Source organism: Bradyrhizobium sp. GW821-FHT13H05, assembly GCF_058804065.1.
Window position 1 is genome coordinate 76,006 of the sequence record NZ_JBXAPO010000021.1, and the last position, 20,482, is coordinate 96,487.

Sequence of the window (20,482 nt, forward strand, 5' to 3'; positions counted from 1 at the left end):
TCAGCTTTCCGGAACGAGGAAGATCGCGGCGAGCGGCGGAATGGTGAGGCGGAGCTCGGGCGTCTTGCCGTCAATGGTCTGAACCTCGCCGATGTTCCCGACATTGCTGCCGCCGTAATGGGCGGAGTCCGAATTGAACACCTCTTTCCACTTGCCGGCAAAGGGCACGCGAACACGATAGTTGCGGTAGACGTTGGGGGAGAAGTTGACGATCACGAGGCACCGTGCCTGCTCGTCGATCCCCTTGCGCAGCCAGGCGAACACGTTGCGGTTGGCATCGTCGGTGACAAGCCATTCGAAACCGGCGGGGTCACAGTCCATCTGATGCAGCGCCGGCACCGCGCGATAGAGCCGGTTGAGGTCGCGGATCAACGCCTGGATGCCGGAGTGATATTTGTATTCGAGCAGGTGCCAGTCGAGCGACTGGTCATGATTCCATTCGCGGCTTTGCGCGATCTCGGCGCCCATGAACAGCAGCTTCTTGCCGGGATGACCGAACATGAAGCTGTAATAGGCGCGCAAATTCGCGAAGCGCTGCCACTCGTCGCCGGGCATCCGGCCGAGGATCGAGCGTTTGCCGTGCACGACCTCGTCATGCGACAGCGGCAGGATGAAATTCTCCGAGAAGGCGTAGTGCAGGCCGAACAGGATCTCACCGTGATGATGCTTGCGGTGGATGGGATCCTTGCTGATGTAGTTCAGCGTGTCGTGCATCCAGCCCATGTTCCACTTGTAGCCGAAGCCGAGCCCGCCGAATTCGACCGGGCGCGAGACCTGCGGCCATGCGGTGGATTCTTCCGCCGCTGTTGTCGCCTGCGGGAAGCGCGCGAACAGCTCGGTGTTGAAGCGGCGCAGGAACGCGACCGCCTCGATGTTCTCGCGGCCGCCATACTGGTTCGGAATCCAGGCGCCGGGCGGGCGGCTGTAGTCGAGATAGAGCATGGACGCCACCGCATCGACGCGCAGGCCGTCGATCGCGTAGCGCTCCAGCCAGAACAGCGCGTTCGACACCAGAAAGTTGGTCACTTCGGTGCGGCCGTAATTGTAGATCAGCGTGCCCCAGTCGAGGTGGCGGCCCTGGAGCGGGTTGGCGTGTTCGTAGACCGCGGTGCCGTCGAACTGGCCGAGCCCGTGCGGATCGTCGGGGAAGTGGCCGGGCACCCAGTCGAGCAGCACGCCGACGCCTTCGCGGTGGCAGGCATCGACCAGCGCGGCAAAATCCTCCGGTGTGCCGAACCGGCTGGTCGGCGCATAAAGGCCGGTCGGCTGATAACCCCAGGAGCCGTCGAACGGATGCTCGCTGACGGGGAGAAATTCGAGATGGGTAAAACCCATGTCACGGGCATAGGCGGGCAGCTGCTCGGCCAGCTCGCGATAGGTGAGCCATTCGTCGCCGTTCTTGCGCCGCCACGAGCCGAGATGGACCTCGTAGATCGACATCGGCGCGGACAGCGCGTTGATGCCGTCAGGCGCCGGGCGCGGCCGCGGCAGATGTGCTTCGTCGAAGACGATAGAGGCCGTCTTCGGACGCACCTCGCTCGCAAACGCAAGCGGATCGGACTTCAGCGGAAGCAGATGGCCATGCGGGCCGATGATCTCGAACTTGTAATGATCGCCGTTCTTCGCATGCGGAATGAACAATTCCCAGTAGCCGCCGCCGCGTACCCGCATGGGGTGGCGCCGCCCGTCCCAGAAGTTGAAGTCGCCGACCACGGACACGCGACGCGCATTCGGCGCCAGCACCACGAAGCCGATGCCGTCGACACCGTCGAGCGTCATCGGATGCGCGCCGAGCTTGTCGTAGAGGCGCTGATGGGTGCCTTCGCCGAGCAGGTAGAGATCGAAATCTGTCAGGATCGGCGGAAAGCGGTAGGCGTCTTCGAACTCGACGACATTGTTGCCGAATTTGGCGCGGAGCTGATAGTGCTTCGAGCCGTTGGGCAACGCGCCGACGAACAGGCCGGAATCGTGGATGCGGTCGAGCGGGGCGATCTCGCCGTGTTCGCCGATCGCCTCGACATTGGAGGCCTCGGGCAGGAAGGCGCGCACCACGCTCTTGCCGCCCTCGGGATGCAGCCCGAGATAGTGGAAGGGGTCGGAGTGACGGCCCTCGATGATCGCGTAGGCCTCGGCGGGCAGTTTAGGCATGGGCTTCGCTCTCGGCACTGGACAGAATGCGAAGCAGTCCGGTCAGCGGCGCATGGAGCCCCTCAGGCCGGTGGGACAGTTCGTACTCTACTTCGTCGAACGCTTGATCAAGCAGGAAAAACCTTAACATGCCTTCCGCGGCGCGCGGATCGTCCGGCCATAGCCGGCGGTCGGTCATGGCGTCGCGATAGGCGGACAAGAAGGTCGCGGTGGCGCGCTCGCGCCATTCGCCGAGTGCGGCCGTGAGCCGTCCCTGCTCCTCGGTCCCGCCCGAGAGCGCCCGGCTAAGCGCGGCGTTAACCGAAAGATCAATCGAGCGGATCAGGCCGGCGACGTCGCGCGCGGCGGGCAGCTTGCGCCGCTTGTCGGCCAGCGGCAGGCGCGGGTCGCCGTCGAAGTCGATGATGAAGATGTCGTCCTTCACGATCAGAGTTTGCCCGAGGCGGAAGTCACCATGATGACGGATGTTCAACCCGCCGATCCCGGAAGGCAATAGAGCATTCAATTGGTCGGGCAGGGTCGCGCGCACTGCTGCGAGCTGGTCGATCAGCCGCCGGTCCGCCTCCCGCAGGCCATCGCGGCTGTCGGCCAGCCGCTCGGAGACCCGCTCGGCCCGTGTCTTGAGGTCGGAGACCCAGCGCTTGATGTGGGCGGAGTCGATCGGCTCCGGGGCGAGATCACCGGGTTTTGCCGCGGCCAGAGCGGCATGCAGCTCGGCGAGCCGCCGGCCGATCTGCGCCATGAAGTGCAGATAGGGGGCTTGCTCCTGGGTCTCGCGGGGGGCTTCGCCCGCGGACACCAACCGCTGCTCGTCGATATAGCGGTCGAGATAGCCGGTGGTGACTGCCCAGCCATCGCCTTGGTTCTCGACAAAAGCGTGGAGCACGCCGAGCGCGCTGCGCTGGTCGCCCTCGACCAGCTCGACGCTGCCGAGCAGCGCCGGGGTATTGGCAAAGCGAGCGACCTCGGTGAGGTAAGATCCGATCTCGATCTCGGGATTGATGCCGCTTTCGAGCTGGCGATAGATCTTTGCGACATATTGGTTGTCGACCAGCGCGGTGCTGTTGGACTGCTCGATCGCGCGGATGCGCTCCGGCTCCTTGATGGTGTAGTCGGCGAACCGGCTGGTCGCCTTGAACTCCAGCCGCAGATTGTTCTCATCCACCACCAGGTTTTGCGACAGGCCCCGCAGGAAAAGCCCGATGAAGATCTGGTCGGTCGCGACGTCGAGCAGCGTGCCCTCGCGCGCACCCTGGCGCACGGCGGCGAGCGCCTTCGGGTTGAAGCGCTCGCGGTCGAAGCGCACCCACTCGATCTGCATCGGCAGCACGTAGCGCGTGGTCATATCGCCCTGCGCCGTTTCGAAGAACGCGATCCAGGGTCTGTTGTCGCCGATGTCGCTGAAAGGTACCGCCGAGGTCAGCGTTGCCTTGATGTGCTTGGGGTTGTGATCGGGATACCAGCGTGTCCGCGACAGGAAGCCCGGCAGCACGTCGCGCTCGAACATGCCGCGTTCGCGCGCCAGCGAGACCCAGTTCGAATTGACCGGCACCACCAGCGTCTCGAATTCCGGCACCGCGCGCGGCGTCACCGGCTCGGATTTGTCGCGCTCCTGCAGCTGGAACCAGTAGAATCCGTAGGGCCCGAGCGTGATCATGTAGGGCAGCTCGCCGATCGCGGGGAAGCGGCTGCGGCCGAGCATCTCCTGCGGGATGCGGTCCTTCCACGGCGACAAATCGAGTTCGGTTGCCTGTGCAGCGCGCGACAGATTGGCGACGCAGAGGATCACCTCGCCGCGATATTGCCGGACATAGGCGAGCACGGAGCGGTTGGCCGGGCGGATGAAGGTCATGGTGCCGCGGCCGAATGCGAGCGTCGATTTGCGCACCGAGATCAGCCGCTTGGTGGCGCTGAGCAGCGACGACAGGCTGCGCGACTGCGCCTCGACGTTCACTGAATCGTAGCCGTAGACCGGATCCATGATCGGCGGCGCGTACAGGCGGGCGGGATCGGCGCGGGAGAAGCCGCCATTGCGGTCCGGGCTCCACTGCATCGGCGTGCGCACGCCGTTGCGGTCGCCGAGATAGATGTTGTCGCCCATGCCGATCTCGTCGCCGTAATAGATGATCGGCGTCCCGGGGAACGACAGCAGCAGCGAGTTCATCAGCTCGATCTTGCGCCGGTCATTGTCCATCAGCGGCGCGAGGCGACGGCGGATGCCGACATTGATACGGGCGCGCGGATCGTTGGCGTAGGTGGTCCAGAGATAGTCGCGCTCGACGTCGGTGACCATCTCCAGCGTCAGCTCGTCATGGTTGCGCAGGAATAGCGCCCATTGGCAGCTCGCCGGAATATCCGGCGTCTGGCGCAGGATGTCGGTGATCGGGAAACGATCCTCCTGCGCGATCGCCATGTAGATGCGCGGCATCAGCGGGAAGTGATAGGCCATGTGGCATTCGTCGCCGCGGCCGAAATATTCCTGCACGTCCTCCGGCCATTGATTGGCTTCGGCCAGCAGCAGCTTGCCTTTGGCATAGGAGTCCAGCTCCTGGCGCAGCCGCTTGATGATGGCGTGCGTCTCGGGGAGGTTCTCGTTCGAGGTGCCCTCGCGTTCGCAGAGATAGGGAATGGCATCCAGCCGGAAGCCGTCGACTCCGGCATCGAGCCAGCGCTTCATCACCTGGATGATGGCGCTGACGACGCGCGGATTGTCGAAGTTCAGATCCGGCTGATGGGAGAAGAAGCGATGCCAGTAGAAGGCGCCGGCCTCGGGATCCCAGGTCCAATTCGACTTCTCGGTGTCGGTGAAGATGATCCGTGTGCCCTGGTATTTCTGGTCGGTGTCGCTCCAGACATACCAATCGCGGGCGCTCGAGCCGGCCGGGCTTCGCCGCGCGCGCTTGAACCAATTATGCTGGTCGGAGGTGTGATTGACGACCAGCTCGGTGATGACGCGCAGGCCGCGCTTCTGCGCTTCCTGGATGAAGCGCTTGAAGTCCTTCATCGTCCCGAAATCGGGATTGACCGCGCCGTAATCGCCGATGTCGTAGCCGTCGTCGCGGCCGGGTGAGGGGTAGAACGGCAGCAGCCACAGCGCGGTGACGCCGAGCTCCTGGAGATAGGGCAGCTTCTCGGTCAGGCCGGCGAAATCGCCGATGCCGTCATTGTTGCTGTCGGCAAACGCCTTGACGTGGAGCTGGTAGATGATGGCGTCCTTGTACCAGAGCTCATCCACGACTTCGGCAGCCTCGGCCTTCTTGGTGTCGACGGAAGACAGAACATTCATGGCGTGACCCCTTACGCCAGGCAGCGGAACAAGAGCGCCGGATCGCGGTCGGGATCGATACGCAATTTGATCCCGCCCCATTCGATGCGGGACTGTTCGCCGGTGATGAGATTTTCGAGGGCGGTGACGTGGCGGCGCTCGCCGCCGGCGTCGATGGTGAGGTCGCCGAGCGGCAACCAGAATTCGCGCACATGGCGCGAGAGCGCGACGACCGACACGACGGTGCTGGCCGGATCGGCCGCCTCTTTCACGAAGGCGACCGTCTCGCCGTCCTCGATGCCGAGGAAGCGCAAATTCGCTGTCTGCTGAAGGGCCGCATTCTCGTTACGAATGCGGTTGAGCGCAGTGATGTAAGGCTTGATGTTGCCGGGCTTGTTCCAGTCGCGCTGCTTGATCTGGTATTTCTCCGAGTCGAGATATTCTTCGTGGCCGGGGATGGCGTCGTGCTCCAGCAATTCGAATCCGCTATAGATGCCGAAGCTGCCGGACAGCGTCGCCGCCAGCGCGAGCCGTGACTTGAATGCCCAGGGCTCGCCGCTCTGGAGATGATAGGGCAGCAGATCGGGCGTATTGACGAACAGATTTGGCCGATAGAAGTCCCGCTCCGGATAGCGCGTCAGCTCGCCAAAATATTGCTCCAGCTCCCACTTCGCGGTGCGCCAGGGGAAATAGCTGAAGGACTGCGCAAAGCCGAGTTTTGCCAGGCCGTTCATCAACTTCGGCCGCGCAAACGTCTTGGAGAACAGGATCACTTCGGGATGCCGGCGGCGGATGTCGCCGATCAGCCACTCCCAGAACGCAAGCGGCGCGGTGTCGTGATTGTCGATGGCGAAGATGGTCACGCCATGGTCGATCCAGAACAGCATGGCATCGCGGAACGCGTTCCACAGCCCGGCCCGATCGACCGAGGCGAAATCGGGGATGACGATATCCGAATAGGGGCCGTCCGCGGTCCGCACCGAACGGTCGGGCCGCCATTTGAACCATTCCGGATGCTGCGTCAGCCAGGGATGGTCCGGCGAGCATTGCACGGCGAAGTCGAGCGCGATCTCGAGGCCGTATTCCAGGCAGGTTGCGACTAGCGCGCGGAAATCCTCGATGGCGCCGAGATCGGGATGCAGCGCATCGTGTCCACCTTCGGCGGCGCCGATCGCATAGGGCGAACCGGGATCGCCCACAGTCGCCGCCGGTGCGTTGTTGCGGCCCTTGCGGCTGTTATGGCCGATCGGGTGGATCGGCGTGAAATAGAGCACGTCGAAACCCATCGCCGCGATGTCAGGCACGCGCGCGATGCAGTCGCGCAGCGTGCCATGCTGGCCGGCGACCTGGCTCTGGCTGCGCGGCACCATTTGATACCAGGCGCCAAAGCGCGCCTTGTCGCGGTCGATGATCAGCGGGAAGGGTGGCGAGCGCGTGAGATCGGGCCGCGACTGGCTCCCGGCCATGGCTTCCCCGAGCTCGGTTGAAAGCAGCGGGGTCACGTCGCCGGTTTGAAGATAGTCCTCGCACTGCCTGACGATGACAGCCGCGGCGTCCTGCTGCGCGCCATGCGCCTTGGTCAGGAGGCCCGCGCCCTCGACCGCATCGAGGCTGACATCGGCCCCCGTTCGCTGTTTTCGCGTAACGGCGTGCGACCAGGTGGCGAACTCGTCGGTCCAGGCCTCAATCGCGTAGACATATTGGCCGGGCTCAATAGGTGTGAACACACCTGACCAGCGGTCATTGCCGTGAGGGATCATCGGCTCGCTCCGCCATTCCCGGTCCTGCTCGCCGCGCCAGATCAGCGCAGCGCTGATCACGGCGTCGCCGTCGCGATAGATGTCGGCCCAGACCTCCACCCGCTCGCCCGCGATCCGCTTCACGGCGAAGCGGCCGCCGTCAATCAAGGGATAGATGTCTTCGATGAGGAAAGCACCGCCGGCTGCGGCACTCTCGACAGTTTGAATTGTCTTGTTCACGGTGATGCCATTGACAAGAGTGCAGGGCCCGTTTCCCTTGTCGGGAACCTACGCTTGGTACCTATATAGAAAGCCGCTTGTGTGTCATTAGTTCCCCTGGGAACGGCCGGTGCGGTCTGCGAGTTAACCCTGACTAACGTCTTCCGCGACCTCACTAAAATCGATACCCCCGGCCAAATCATGGCCTGCAAGCTGCGTGCCGAATGGATCTCTTAGCTCAAGCCCAGATCAAGGGCGTTCAGTCCGAATTCGTGGATGCCCTCGGAAAGCTGCGGGTCACCGCGCCGGAGGCGCTCAAATCCATCCTCGATGCCCTGCCGGAGAAGCGGGTCTATCGCTTCGTCAGCGGGCCGGTCGTGGTGCGTGCCCTGAGGCATGCGCGCACCGAACTGGCGGCCATCGGCGCCCCGCCGCTGAAATGGACAATCACCGGCAACGGCAATTTGATTGCGCAAGGCGAGACGCCCGAGCCCGTGATCGCCTGGCCGGCCGACCTGCCGCTCGGTTATCACCGTTTGACCCTGACCGATGCCGAGGGCGTGACCGAAGAGGTGCCGATGATCGTGGCACCCGAGCGCGCCTTTGGCGGCGATTTCGACCGCGGCTGGCTGCTCGCCGTGCAGCTCTACAGCATCCGTTCGAACCGCAATTGGGGCATCGGCGATTTCACGGACCTCGCCGGTCTCGTCCGGCTCGCCAAGCAGCTCGGCGCCGACGGCGTCGGGCTCAATCCGCTGCACGTCCTGTTCGACGACCACCCGGCCGATTGCAGCCCCTATTCGCCGAACAGCCGGCTGTTTCTCAATCCGCTCTATATCGACGTCGAGGCGATCCCGGAATATTCGGCGGACCTCGTGCCCGACGCCGCGGCGACCGCCGCGCGCCTGCGCGAAGGCGATCGGGTGCCCTATGCCGACATGGCGGCGCTGAAATGGCTGGCCTTGCGCGCCGCCTTTGACAGCTTCGTGAAAAGCGCGAGCGGCGTCCGCCGCAACCAGTTCGACGCCTTCCGCGCCGAGCGCGCCCCGTTGCTATCCCGCTTTGCCTGTTTCGAGGTGCTGCGTCATCGCTTTGTGTCGCCGTGGTGGGAATGGCCGGCGGAATGGCAGCAGCCGGACGACGCCATATGTGCGGAGTTGCGCAAAGGCTCCGACAAGCGCGAGATCGAGTTCGTCGAGTTCGTGCAGTGGACGGCCGATAGCCAGCTGCATGCCGCCAAGGAGCTGGCCGGCCAGCTCGGCATGCGCGTCGGGCTCTACCTCGACGTCGCCGTCGGCGTGCAGTCCAACGGCTTCGATGCCTGGAACGAGCAGACGGCGATCTCCCGCCATCTCGGCGTCGGCGCGCCGCCCGACGTGCTCAACACCGTCGGGCAGGATTGGGGCCTCGCTGGCTTCAATGCCGGCGGCCTCGAAGCGCAGTCCTTCGTGCCCTTCGCGGACATGCTGGCGGCCTCGATGCGCCATGCCGGTGCTATCAGGATCGATCACGTCCTTGGGCTGAAGCGACTCTATCTCGTGCCGCGCGGCTTCAAGCCTGACAACGGCGCCTATGTGCAAATGCCGTTCGAGGCGCTGCTCGGCGCCATCGCGCGCGAGAGCGTGGCGAACAAATGCATCGTGATCGGCGAGGACCTCGGCACCGTGCCGGAAGGTTTTCGCGAGACCATGCAGGATTTCGGCATCTGGTCCTACCTCGTCATGATGTTCGAGCGCGACGATGCCGGCCATTTCCGCAACATCGACTTCTACCGGCCGAACGCGCTGGTGACGCTGAACACGCACGACCTCTGCACCTATGCCGGCTGGCGCACCTTCAGCGATCTCAAGGTGAAGCTCTCGCTCGGGCTCGATCCCGGCGAGGACGACCAGGCGCGCTGGAATGCGCTCGGCGCCCTCGACGAGATTTTGCGGAAGAACGGCATCATCGCCAACGATCTCTATTCGGTGCTGGATTTCCTGTCGCGTACGCCGTCGCGGCTGATGGCGGTCTCCATGGAGGATCTGCTGGGCGTGCTCGACCAGCCCAACATTCCCGGCACGATCGACGAGCATCCGAACTGGCGCCAGCGGCTTCCGGTCGCGCTCGACAGGATCGCATCCAAGGTCGATCTCGCAGCTTTGAAGGCCGCGACCCGGGAACGTTCACTCATCGGCGGGAGTTGATCCGCGGGGGATTTTCAGGCTCGCAAAACATTGTCTCAGAAGATCGAAGACTATGCGCTGATCGGCGACTGCGAGACCGCGGCGCTGGTCGGGCGCAACGGCTCGATCGACTGGCTGTGCTGGCCGGCCTTCGACTCGGACGCCTGCTTTGCCGCCATCCTCGGCAGCCACAAGAACGGCCGCTGGCTGATCGCGCCTGGCGAAGACATCACAGCCATCTCGCGCCGCTATCTCGGCGACACCCTCATCCTCGAAACGTGCTTCGAAACCGAGAGCGGCACCGTCGCGCTGATCGACTTCATGCCGCCGCGCGGCAAGGCCTCCGACATCGTGCGGCTGGTGCGAGGCATCAGCGGTACGGTGAAGATGCGGATGGAGCTCGTCATCCGCTTCGGCGCCGACATTCCCTGGGTGCGGCGGATCGACCATTCGCTGCTGGCGGTCGCAGGGCAGGACATGACCGTGCTGCGCACCCCGGTCGAGACCCGCGGCGAGGATCTCACCACCGTATCCGATTTCGAGGTGAGGGCGGGCGAGACCGTGCCGTTCGTGCTGACCTACGGCCCCTCGCATCTCGATCCGCCTGAGCCGATCGATCCGGAGACCGCGCTCCAGGACACCGAAAAATTCTGGCAGGACTGGTGCAGCCGCTCGACGCATGACGGCAAATATCGCGACCTGATCATGCGCTCGCTGATCACCCTGAAGGCGCTGACCTTCGCTCCGACCGGCGGCATCGTTGCCGCGCCCACCACCTCATTGCCGGAAAAGCTCGGCGGCGCGAGAAACTGGGACTACCGCTTCTGCTGGCTGCGCGATGCCACCTTCACGCTGCTGGCGCTGATGAACTCGGGCTATACCGAGGAGGCCCTGGCCTGGCACAATTGGCTGCTGCGTGCGGCGGCGGGCTCGCCGGCGAATATGCAGATCATGTACGGCATCTGGGGCCAGCGGCGATTGCTGGAATGGGAGGCGGGCTGGCTCGACGGCTATGAGGGCGCCCAGCCGGTGCGTGTCGGCAATGCCGCGCATGCGCAGCTCCAGCTCGACGTCTATGGCGAGCTCATCGACGCCTTCCACCAGTCGCGCATGGCCAGGCTCAAGCTGGACGACGAGACGACCTGGGCGCTGGAATGCGCGGTGCTCCAGCATCTCGCCGAGGTCTGGGACCAGCCCGATCACGGCATCTGGGAGCGTCGCGGAGTGCCCAGGCATTACGTTTTCTCGAAGGTGATGACCTGGGTCGCCTTCGATCGTGGCATCAAGAGCGCCGAGACGTTTGGCTTCAAGGCGCCGCTCTTGCACTGGCGCGCCCTGCGCGAAGCCATCCACCGCGACGTCTGCAACAAGGGATTTGACGCCGAAGAGAACGCCTTTGTCGAATCCTACGGCTCAAAATTGCTCGACGCCAGCGTGCTGCTGCTGCCGTCCGTCGGCTTCCTGCCTGCGGACGATCCGCGCATCCGCGGCACCATCGCCGCCGTCGAAAAGCACATGATGCGCGACAGCTTCGTGCTGCGCCACGATCCGCGCGAGGTCTCCGAGGAGACGCAGCCGATCGAGGGCGCGTTTCTGGCGTGCAGTCTGTGGCTGGCCGATGCCTATGTGCTGTCGGGCAATCTCGACAAGGCGCAGGCCCTGTTCGACCGCGTGGTCGGCGTTGCGAACGATGTCGGCCTGTTGGCCGAGGAGTACGATTCGATCGCGCGCCGTCAGACCGGCAATTTCCCGCAGGCGCTGACCCACATCGCACTGATCAACACCGCACATAATCTGTCGGCGGCAAGGCAGGCGTGCGACAAGCCGGCAGTGCAGCGGTCGAAGTGATTGCCGATTCTAGCGTCATCACTTTTCGGCCTCGGTGCTAGGATGTATCTTGCTCATTGGGCCAAACGCGATATCGGATTCTGTCCAGGCGGAGTTGGAGATGAAGGCATTCGTCGTAGCTGCCGAGACCGTCGAAGATGAGGCCGAATTTGCCGCATACAGAAAACAGGTGCCTGCTACGCTGGAGCCGTTCGAGGGACGGTTTGTCACGCGAGGTGGCGGCCTGACTCTGTTGGAAGGTGAGTGGCCTCATTCACGACTCGTGATTATCGAATTTCCATCGCGCGCCGCCGCCGAAGCTTGGTACAGATCTGACGAGTACCAAAGAATAATTGAGCTTCGGCACAATAGTTCGATTGGGAACCTCGTCATCGTTGACGGCCACGTGGATTGACTGCATCACTCCACGCGGTTGGTCGCCCTAACCCACCCCATTCCGCTTCAAGATCATCTCCATTGCCTCCGCAAACCCATCCTGCTCGTTGCTCGCGGTGACATGCGTCGCCTGGTCCTTGACGCTGTCGGTGGCGTTGCCCATGGCGATCGAGGTGCCGCTGACGCGGAACATCGCAAGGTCGTTCTGCATGTCGCCGATGGTGGCGACGGCGTCGGTGGAGATGCCGAGGCGTCTGGCCATCGCCTGTACGAAGGTGCCCTTGTCGAAGCCGGGCGGGGTGATGTCGAGATAATAGGTCTGCGAGCGCACCGCGGTCGCCTCAACGCCGAGTGCCTCCTGCATCGCCTTCTCGCAGCGCTCGAGACCTGCTGCGTCGGCGCTGGCGCCGACGATCTTGCAGGCGCCAGCGAGATAGGGCGAGAAATCCGTCACGATGGTCGGGGCGGAGCGGATGGTGTGCTCTTCGTGCGCGACGTATTTGCCGCTGGGATTGTCGATCAGCCATTTGTCGGTGGTGAACAGCCAGATGTCGGCGCCGAATTCGCGCAGGATCTGCAAGCACCGCTCGGCGGCGCTCGCCGGGATCAGGTGCTGCTCGACCGGGTTCATCTCGGGATCGACGATCGAGGAGCCGTTGAACGGGCCGACCGGCAGCCACAGCGCCAGCGGCTCGATCAGGAAGCGCATGCCGATGGCGGGGCGGCTGGAGGTGATGGTGAAGCCGATGCCGGCCTGGTGCAACCGCTGCACCGCGCCCCTCGCGCGGTCCGTCAGCGTCTTGTCCTTGGTCAGTAGCGTGCCGTCCACATCGGAGACGACCAGCGAGATTTTCGTCATGGCAGGACCTTCCGGTTTCTCGGCCTTTAGCGTTTCGCCCCGCTCAGTTTCAATTGCCGCACCACGCCGTCCACGATCGCCTCGACGGATTCGTCGATCGAGACGGTGATGACGTGCTCGTTCGCCTCCGGCGGCTCCAGCGTGTTGAACTGGCTGGTCAGGAGCCCGGGCGGCATGAAATGGCCCTTGCGCTGCGCGAGCCGTTCGGCGATGAGCTCCTTGGTGCCCGTCAGGAAGACGAAGCGGACATCGTTGCGTCCGCGCAGCAGGACGTCACGATAGGTGTGCTTCAGCGCCGAGCAGGCGATGATGACGTGCTGGCCTTTCTCGCAGACGCGCGCGATCTCGTCGGCAATGGCATTGAGCCAGGGCCAGCGGTCCTCGTCGGTGAGGGGATGGCCGGCCCGCATCTTCTCGACATTGCTGGCGGGATGGAAGCTGTCGCCGTCTTCGAAGCGCCAGCCGAGCCGCTCGCCCAGCGCCTCCGCAACCGTGCTTTTGCCCGAACCCGACACGCCCATCACGATCAACGCACAAGGTGCTTCAACGCGGCCCACGTATTTCCTCCGGAAGCGCGGCCTGGTCGACCAGCCAGACGGTCTCGCCATTCGAGCGCGCGCGCAACGCCGGCAGAGTCTCGCCATTGAGCAGGCGCGTCAAGATCGGCTGCTTGTCGTGCCCCGCAATCTCGAACAGCATTTCGCGGCAGGAGCCCAAAGCGGGCAGGGTCAGCGACACCCGCGGCACGAACGGCGCCACATTGGCCTTGGGCACACCCACGACCCAGCGCTGGGTCTCCTCGATTTCAGGGTAGCCGGGAAACAGCGAGGCGGTGTGGCCGTCCGGACCCGCGCCCATCAGGACCAGATCGAACAGCGGCCGTGACGGGTCGAGCTGATCAGAATCGTAGAACGCTTGCAGCTCGCGCGCATAGGCCTCGGCACCCGCTTCGGGGCTTTCAACCGTGGTCGGGATCGGGTGGACATGGCCGACCGGCGCATTGCGGTCGAGAAACGTCGCGCGCGCGACCGCCATGTTGTTGAGGGGATCGGTCTCAGGGACAAATCGCTCATCGCCGATGAACCAGTGCACGCGCTCCCACGGGATCCTGCCGCGCCAGGCATCGCTTCCCAGCAGTTGATAGAGCTTCCTGGGGCTGGAGCCGCCGGTGAGGCAGATCGCGATGCGCCCGGAATTGGCTGATATCCGCGCTATCACCCGCTCGGCCGCTGCCAAGGCGAGGGCCTCGGCGTCGGCCTCGACGATCAGCTTCGGCTGGCCCGTCGCCGCCATCACGTAAACTTCCGCCAGCTTCGCCCGTCGCGCCGGAGCAGCTCGTCGGCGCAGGCCGGGCCGTCGCTGCCGGCTTCATAGGTCTCGATGCCGTTGGTGCCTTCGCTCTTCCAGGCGTCCAGGAACGGTTGCACCGCCTGCCACCCGGCCTCGACGCCATCGGCGCGCTGGAACAGGATGTTGTCGCCGATCATGCAGTCGTAGATCAGCGTCTCGTAGCCGGTCGAGGGATCGGCACGGAAATAGTCGCCGTAGCGGAATTTCATCTCGACGCCGTCGATGGTGATGCTGGGTCCCGGAATCTTGGCGTTGAACTGCAGCTCGATGGTCTCGGTCGGCGCGATGCCGATGGTGAGAAAATTCTGCGACAGGCGGTCGATGTCCGTGCCTGAAAACATCGACAGCGGCGCCTGCTTGAACTTGATCGCGACCTCGGTGCGCTTGTGACCCAGCGCCTTGCCGGTGCGCAGGTAGAAGGGCACGCCGGCCCAGCGCCAATTGTCGATCATCAGCTTGAGTGCGACAAAGGTCTCGGTGCTGCTGCCGGGCTTGACGTCCTCGGTCTTGCGATAGTCCGTGATCTCGTCGTCGCCGATGCGGCCGGCGAGATATTGCGCGCGGACCGAATTTTTCAGCGCCTCTTCCCGGCTTGGCTGCTGGATCGAGGTGAGCACGTCGGCCTTCTCGGAGCGCACGGAATGCGCATCGAAACGCGCCGGCGGCTCCATCGCGACCAGCGACATCAGCTGGAACAGATGGTTCGGCACCATGTCGCGCAGCGCGCCGGTGGCATCGTAGAAGCCGCCGCGATGGCCGACGCCGAGTTTTTCTTCCACGGTGATCTGGATGTGGTCGATGTGGTTGCGATTCCAGATCGGCTCGAACATGCCGTTGGCAAAGCGCAGCACCAGGATGTTCTGCACCGTTTCCTTGCCGAGATAATGATCGATCCGGTAGATCTGGTGCTCGTCCATGATATCAAGCAGTTCGGCGTTCAGCGCACGCGCTGAGACAAGATCGGTGCCGAACGGCTTTTCGATCACCAGACGGCGCCAGGCGCCGTTCTCCTTCATCATGCCGGTGCGGCCGAGCTCGCGCGCGGTCGGCGCGAACGCGGCGGGCGGGGTTGCCAGATAGAACAGCCGGTTGCCGCCGGTGTCCTGGGCGCATTCCAGTGAATCCAGATGCTCGCGCAGGCGGTCGAAGGAGGGCGGATCCTTCGGATCGGCCTCGACGAAGGTGACGCATTGCAGCAGTCTCGTGGCGATGTCGTCGTCCACGGGACGCGTCGCGAACTGGCGCAATCCCTTCAGCAGGCTGTCGCGCAGCTCGTCGTCCGACTGGCCCTTGCGGGCCACGCCGACGACACAGAACTTTTCCGGTAACAGATGCTCGGCGGCGAGATTGTAGAGCGACGGCATCACCAGGCGGTGAGTGAGATCACCGGTGACACCAAAGATGACGAAGGCGCAATTTTCCGGCTTGCGCTTGGCTTGCGGGTCTTTTGTCACGAACGATTGGCCTTCGCGTTGTTGCTCTTATTTAGACTTCGAAGCGTCCGGTTGCTTCGGCTCCTTGTGGCCGCCGAAACCCGCGCGCATCGCGGAGAGAATTTTTTCGGCGAAGGTGTGTTCCCGACGGGAACGAAAACGTGTGTAGAGCGCCGCGGTCAAAACCTCGGCCGGCACGGCCTCGTCGATTGCCGCATTCACAGTCCAGCGTCCTTCGCCGGAATCCTCGACGAAGCCGGAATATTCCGCCAGCGCCGGGCTGTCGGCGAGCGCGGTCGAGGTGAGGTCGAGCAGCCATGACGGGATCACCGAGCCGCGCCGCCAGACTTCGGCGATGTCGGCGAGATCGAAATCGTAGCGATGATCGGCCGGCAACGCCTCGATGTTGGCGTTCTTGAGGATGTCGAACCCTTCGGCATAGGCCTGCATCAGGCCGTATTCGATGCCGTTGTGGATCATCTTGACGAAGTGGCCGGCGCCCACCGGGCCGGCATGGATGTAGCCTTGCTCGATGCGCGGATCGCGGCCGTCGCGTCCCTCCGTGCGCGGAATCTCGCCGGCACCGGGTGCGAGCGCGGCGAAGATCGGATCGAGCCGGTCCACCACCGGCTTCTCGCCGCCGATCATCATGCAATAGCCGCGGTCGAGACCCCAGACGCCGCCTGACGTGCCGACGTCGACATAATGGATGCCGCGCGTCTTCAGCGCCTTGCCGCGGCGGACGTCGTCCTGCCAGAAGGTATTGCCGCCATCGATGATGACGTCGCCTTCCTGCATCACGCCCGCGATCGTGTCGATCGTTTGCTCGGTGATGCGTCCCGCCGGCAGCATCACCCAGGCCGTGCGCGGCCGCTCGAGTTTGGCGATGAACTCTTCGAGCGTCGCCGAGCCGACCGCACCGTCGGCGGCAAGGCCGGCGACGGCCTTGGCGTCCTTGTCATAGACCACGGTCGAATGTCCGTGGCGCATCAGCCGGCGAACGATGTTGCCGCCCATCCGGCCGAGGCCGATCATGCCGAGTTGCATTTGAGATGATCCCTTAATTCAGTGCGTCGTTGAGCGCCGCGTTGAGCGCCGCGAGACCTTTCTTGAGCGGACCCTTCAGGTGCACCCGAAGCGCGCGACGTCCGCGCTCGGTGAGCACGTCGAAGTCGCCGCGCGCCTGCGCCGCCTTGATCACGCCAAAGCTCGCCTTCTGGCCCGGCACCGGAAGATCCTTGGCATCATCAGCCGTGATCTGGAGGAACACGCCGCTGTCGGGCCCGCCCTTGTAGGCCTGTCCGGTCGAGTGCAGGAAGCGCGGTCCGAACTCGGCGCAAGTCGCAACATGCCGCTTCTCGCGCACTTCGAGCCGCATCGCCTGAAGCGCGTCGATCGTGGCCTTGTCGCGCGCGATGTAGCCGAGCAGGGCGACATAGTCGCCATGGCCGGAGCGGGAGAGATGCGCTTTCAGCCAGGAGGTGAGATCGCCATTGGCGCCGGCGGCGCGCAGCGCCGTGGCATTGGCCTCGTCGGTGTAGAGGTCGGCTTCATCCGTGCTGACCACCGGCTGCTCCGCCGGCAGCGCGCCGGTCTTCTCGAACGAGGCCGTGAGCTCGCGGGTCTTGATCTTGGCCGCTTCCACGTCCGGCTGGTCGAACGGGTTGATGCCGAGGAGGCTGCCTGCCACCGCCGTTGCCATCTCGAAGCGGAAGAACTCCTGTCCGAGGTGGTCGATCGATTTCATGACGATGCGCACCACGGGATGGCCGGCCGCCTCGATCGCGGCAAGCTTGGAGTCGTGTGCGGCGTCCGCCTCGCCTTCGGTGCGGATGTCGATGAAGAAGCGGTCATTGCCGTAAAGCGAGGGCTCGCCCAGCGGCTCGCCGTCGATCGGGATCAGGCCTTTGCCCTCCTTGCCGGTCGATTCCGCGATGAGCTGCTCGGCCCAGGCGCCGAAATCGGCGATCTTCTTCGACGACAGGATCGTCACCTTGTCGCGGCCCTCGATCGCGGCGAGGCCCATGGCGAGGCCGAGCTGGACGCCGGGGTTCTCACTCGGCGGTACGTCCGGTCCGCAGGAGCGGGCCATCGCAAGCGCATGCTTGATGAATGTCTTGACGTCGACGCCCGCGGTTGCCGCCGGCACCAGGCCGAACGGCGAGAGCACCGAATAGCGTCCGCCGATCGGGGGCTCGCCATGGAAGATGCGGGCGTAGTTCAGCTTCTTTGCCGCCTTCTCCAGCGACGAGCCGGGATCGGTCACCGCAATGAAGCGGAAGCCGGTCTTGGCCTTGGGGCCGAGGACTTGGGCGACGCGCTCATGAAAATAGTCCTTCATCGCGTTCGGCTCGGTGGTGCCGCCGGATTTGCTGGAGACGATGAACACGGTGTTGGCGATGTCGATCTTCGCTTCCATCGCCCGCACCTGTGCGGGATCGGTGGAGTCGAGCACATGCAGTTTCGGGAAGCCGGACTTCTTCCCAAACGTCTCGGCCAGCACCTCGGGGCCCAGGCTCGATCCCCCCATGCCGAGCACGACGGCGTCGGAGAATTTCTGGCCCTTCACGCGGCTCGCATAGTCCTCGTAGTCGGCGACGTCAGCCTTCGCCGCGCTGTCGAGCCAGCCAAGCCACTTGTCCTCGTCCGTGCCGGTCCAGACCGATTTGTCGCGCTGCCACAGCCTGCGGATCTTGGCGGACGCGCGCCATTCCTCGGTGCTCTTGGCCACGGCCTTGCCGAGGGCATCGCCGAGCGAGAGAAGCTGGCGGTCGATTGCGGGGCCGAGCACGGTCGCGCGCTTGTGCGCGACCGCGCCATAGAGCTTGTCAGCGGCGTCGGCAAACTGCTTGACGCCGTCCTTGACCAGCTCCTCGGTGATCGCATCGAGCGAGACGCCGGAGCGCTCCAGCTCTTCGAGCACGCGATAGGCGTCCTCGACATTCTCCTCCAGGCTGTCACGCGGCTTGCCGTGGTCGCGGAATGCATCCAGCGTTGCCGGCGGCACGGTGTTGATGGTGTCGGGGCCGATCAGCTCCTCGACATAGAGGACGTCGCTGTAATCCTTGTTCTTGGTGCCGGTTGAGGCCCACAGCATGCGCTGCGGCTTGGCGCCCTTGGCGGCGAGCTTGTCCCAGCGCGGACCCGAGAACAGGCGCTTGTAATCCTGGTAAGCGACCTTGGCATTGGCGATCGCGACCTTACCCTTCAGCGCGGCGAGCCGCTCCTTTTCGCTGGGATCGTTGGCCCGCGCGATCTTCTCGTCGAGCTGCTTGTCGACCACGCTGTCGATGCGGCTGACGAAGAAGCTCGCCACGCTCGCGACATGCGAGGGATCGCCGCCGCCTGCGACGTACTTTTCAAGTCCCGCAAGATAGGCTTCGGCGACCTGGAGGTAGACGGCCTTGGAGAACAGCAGCGTGATGTTGATGCTGATGCCGTCGCCGATCAGCGTCTCGATCGCCGGCAGGCCTTCCGGCGTCGCCGGCACCTTCACCATCAGATTCTTGCGGCCCACGTCCTTCCAGAGCCGGCGCGCCTCGGCGACCGTGCCTGATGTGTCCATGGCAAGGTAAGGCGAGACTTCCAGGCTGACATAGCCGTCGCCGCCCTTGAGCCGGTCATAGACCGGGCGGAGCACGTCGGCGGCGTTCTGGATGTCCTCGACCGCGACGGCCTCGAACAGGTCGGCGACGGTCCGGTCGCCGCGCTTCAGCGCCTTGCCGATCGGGGCGTCATATTCGTCGGAGCTGCCGATCGCCTTCTCGAAGATCGAGGGGTTGGAGGTGACGCCCTTGACGCCGTCGGTGTCGATCAGCCGCTTCAAATCGCCCTTGGCGATGAAGCCACGAGCCAGGAAGTCCAGCCAGACGGCTTGTCCGTGCTTTTCCAGTTCTTTGACGGGATTCATGATACTTATTTATCTCCAAGCCTGCGGGCGAGGGGTTTCCGCGCCGGTCCTGACGCGCTATCCTCTAGCTAACATGCTCCCGGGAGGGAACCAATCAAGGGTATAGGCGTCATACCCTCAGTGTAACTCCGTCGCGATCAAAGCGATCCAGGCGGGCGTGGCCGTGTTGCGTAAAAAAGTCGTTGGCCGCAAGGTTGGCCGAGGTCTCGTTGCGTAACGTATGCCGGCCGCTGCACGAGTATCAGCGGATTCCGATCCGCCTGCTGCATTGTGGCTCGGTCGCGAATGGCCATGCTGGGGGAAAGCATGCACGCACATCCTGACGGCCTGACGCTCGCCGACAGCCGGCAACCGGTCACACCGGCTGTGTCCGTCGACGCGTCCCATGATCTCGAAATCAACCGTTGCGCGACTCACCTGCGGCTGCTGGTCGCGGCGGGCTTCGCGATGACGCTGCTCAGCGCAAGCCTTGCCTTCGACTGGTGGGACGGCCTCGGCAGCTACGATACGACGCTCGGCTATGCCGGCGTCGCGGTGTTCGGCCTGATTACCAGCCGGCTGATCTGGATGCTTCCCGCCGAACGGGGGCCGGCGGTGATCATCACCCCCTACGGCATCCGCGATCTCCGTATCGGCAATGACTTTCTGCTGTGGGACTCGATCTCGGAGATTTCGGCTGAAGAAGGCCGTGGGCACAAGGCGATCATTCTGACGCCGACGCCCGCCTTGCTGCGGCAGCTCTGTACGACCAGAGCCAAGCTCCGAGCCAAGTCGCGCGGCATGGCGAACGACCGGATTGTCATCCGCGTGGAAGGGTTGGCGACCGATTTTGATACACTGCTGCGTGCTTGTCGCGACTGTCATGCTGCGAGCAATCCAGGCACCGCATTGCAGCAGGAAGATGAACGCGGCATGCAAAACCGTACTCAAGGCTTCGCCGTACAAGCGTCATAAGATCGCCGCTCGCGGTTCTTTATGCTGCGGCGCCGGAAGGCCTCACCCCCGGTAACGCCCGGATGTTGCGGGCGAGTGACATTTCCTGGAAATGAGCGAAGATATGCATAGATTCGCATAAATAACAGGCAGGTGCCTGTTCGTAACTCACCCGGTTGCCTACGTTGTGCGTTGCGTCGAGTCGGCCCTCGGGTGTCCAATGATCGTCATGTGCTCA

13 protein-coding genes are annotated in these 20,482 nt (G+C 64.2%); 4 read left to right on the forward strand and 9 right to left on the reverse strand.

Annotated elements, in window-relative coordinates; genetic code table 11:
* The 3 genes from glgB to AC1RR3_RS36305 are packed head-to-tail and all read right to left on the reverse strand — an operon-like array spanning position 1 to position 7,392.
* Positions 1-2,148, reverse strand: coding sequence for a 1,4-alpha-glucan branching protein GlgB (gene glgB / locus AC1RR3_RS36295; RefSeq protein ID WP_492829736.1), 2,148 nt, complete (start codon positions 2,146-2,148; stop codon positions 1-3).
* Positions 2,141-5,434 (reverse strand): maltose alpha-D-glucosyltransferase, encoded by a 3,294-nt coding sequence (gene treS, locus AC1RR3_RS36300; RefSeq protein WP_492829738.1) that lies wholly within the window; start codon positions 5,432-5,434, stop codon positions 2,141-2,143. The genes glgB and treS overlap by 8 nt, the downstream gene beginning before the upstream one ends.
* A gap of 11 nt (positions 5,435-5,445) precedes the next feature.
* The gene (locus AC1RR3_RS36305; protein ID WP_492829740.1) at positions 5,446-7,392 is read right to left on the reverse strand and encodes a maltotransferase domain-containing protein; all 1,947 of its coding nucleotides are present in this window, start codon (positions 7,390-7,392) and stop codon (positions 5,446-5,448) included.
* Positions 7,393-7,595: 203 nt separating this feature from the next.
* Here AC1RR3_RS36305 and malQ point away from each other — a divergent pair, with 203 nt between their 5' ends.
* From malQ to AC1RR3_RS36320, 3 genes are all read left to right on the forward strand, one after another.
* Complete coding sequence (gene malQ, locus AC1RR3_RS36310) at positions 7,596-9,557, forward strand: 4-alpha-glucanotransferase (RefSeq protein ID WP_492829742.1); 1,962 nt, start codon at positions 7,596-7,598, stop codon at positions 9,555-9,557.
* 30 nt (positions 9,558-9,587) lie between these two features.
* A complete protein-coding gene (locus AC1RR3_RS36315; RefSeq protein WP_492829744.1) occupies positions 9,588-11,384 on the forward strand; it encodes a glycoside hydrolase family 15 protein in 1,797 nt (598 codons plus the stop codon).
* A gap of 100 nt (positions 11,385-11,484) precedes the next feature.
* A complete protein-coding gene (locus AC1RR3_RS36320; protein WP_492829746.1) occupies positions 11,485-11,778 on the forward strand; it encodes a DUF1330 domain-containing protein in 294 nt (97 codons plus the stop codon).
* 27 nt (positions 11,779-11,805) lie between these two features.
* Here the strand turns inward: AC1RR3_RS36320 and AC1RR3_RS36325 are convergent, their stop codons facing one another.
* From AC1RR3_RS36325 to AC1RR3_RS36350, 6 genes are read right to left on the reverse strand one after another with little or no spacing between them, the layout of a single operon-like run.
* Positions 11,806-12,618 carry an HAD family hydrolase gene (locus AC1RR3_RS36325; RefSeq protein WP_492829748.1) on the reverse strand — a complete coding sequence of 271 codons (813 nt, stop codon included), beginning with the start codon at positions 12,616-12,618 and terminating at the stop codon, positions 11,806-11,808.
* Positions 12,619-12,644: 26 nt separating this feature from the next.
* On the reverse strand, positions 12,645-13,175 hold the full coding sequence (locus AC1RR3_RS36330; protein WP_492829750.1) for a gluconokinase: 531 nt from the start codon (positions 13,173-13,175) through the stop codon (positions 12,645-12,647).
* Entirely contained in the window at positions 13,162-13,911 is a 750-nt protein-coding gene (gene pgl / locus AC1RR3_RS36335) for a 6-phosphogluconolactonase (RefSeq protein WP_492829818.1), read from the reverse strand. Before pgl ends, AC1RR3_RS36330 begins: the two co-directional genes overlap by 14 nt.
* A complete protein-coding gene (zwf, locus tag AC1RR3_RS36340; RefSeq protein WP_492829752.1) occupies positions 13,911-15,422 on the reverse strand; it encodes a glucose-6-phosphate dehydrogenase in 1,512 nt (503 codons plus the stop codon). The genes pgl and zwf overlap by 1 nt, the downstream gene beginning before the upstream one ends.
* 27 nt (positions 15,423-15,449) lie before the next feature.
* Entirely contained in the window at positions 15,450-16,448 is a 999-nt protein-coding gene (gene gnd, locus AC1RR3_RS36345; RefSeq protein WP_492829754.1) for a phosphogluconate dehydrogenase (NAD(+)-dependent, decarboxylating), read from the reverse strand.
* A 13-nt stretch (positions 16,449-16,461) separates the two neighbouring features.
* A complete protein-coding gene (locus AC1RR3_RS36350) occupies positions 16,462-19,311 on the reverse strand; it encodes a bifunctional transaldolase/phosoglucose isomerase (RefSeq protein WP_492829756.1) in 2,850 nt (949 codons plus the stop codon).
* Positions 19,312-19,596: 285 nt separating this feature from the next.
* Here AC1RR3_RS36350 and AC1RR3_RS36355 point away from each other — a divergent pair, with 285 nt between their 5' ends.
* Complete coding sequence (locus tag AC1RR3_RS36355) at positions 19,597-20,265, forward strand: STM3941 family protein (RefSeq protein ID WP_492829758.1); 669 nt, start codon at positions 19,597-19,599, stop codon at positions 20,263-20,265.
* Positions 20,266-20,482: the final 217 nt, after the last annotated feature.

Bases quoted from the DNA above. Each gene is read 5' to 3' on its own strand.
- glgB (WP_492829736.1), bottom strand. From the start codon at position 2,148: ATGCCTAAACTGCCCGCCGAGGCCTACGCGATCATCGAGGGCCGTCAC.
- treS (WP_492829738.1), bottom strand. From the start codon at position 5,434: ATGAATGTTCTGTCTTCCGTCGACACCAAGAAGGCCGAGGCTGCCGAA.
- malQ (WP_492829742.1), top strand. From the start codon at position 7,596: ATGGATCTCTTAGCTCAAGCCCAGATCAAGGGCGTTCAGTCCGAATTC.
- AC1RR3_RS36320 (WP_492829746.1), top strand. From the start codon at position 11,485: ATGAAGGCATTCGTCGTAGCTGCCGAGACCGTCGAAGATGAGGCCGAA.
- AC1RR3_RS36325 (WP_492829748.1), bottom strand. From the start codon at position 12,618: ATGACGAAAATCTCGCTGGTCGTCTCCGATGTGGACGGCACGCTACTG.
- pgl (WP_492829818.1), bottom strand. From the start codon at position 13,911: ATGGCGGCGACGGGCCAGCCGAAGCTGATCGTCGAGGCCGACGCCGAG.
- gnd (WP_492829754.1), bottom strand. From the start codon at position 16,448: ATGCAACTCGGCATGATCGGCCTCGGCCGGATGGGCGGCAACATCGTT.
- AC1RR3_RS36350 (WP_492829756.1), bottom strand. From the start codon at position 19,311: ATGAATCCCGTCAAAGAACTGGAAAAGCACGGACAAGCCGTCTGGCTG.
- AC1RR3_RS36355 (WP_492829758.1), top strand. From the start codon at position 19,597: ATGGCCATGCTGGGGGAAAGCATGCACGCACATCCTGACGGCCTGACG.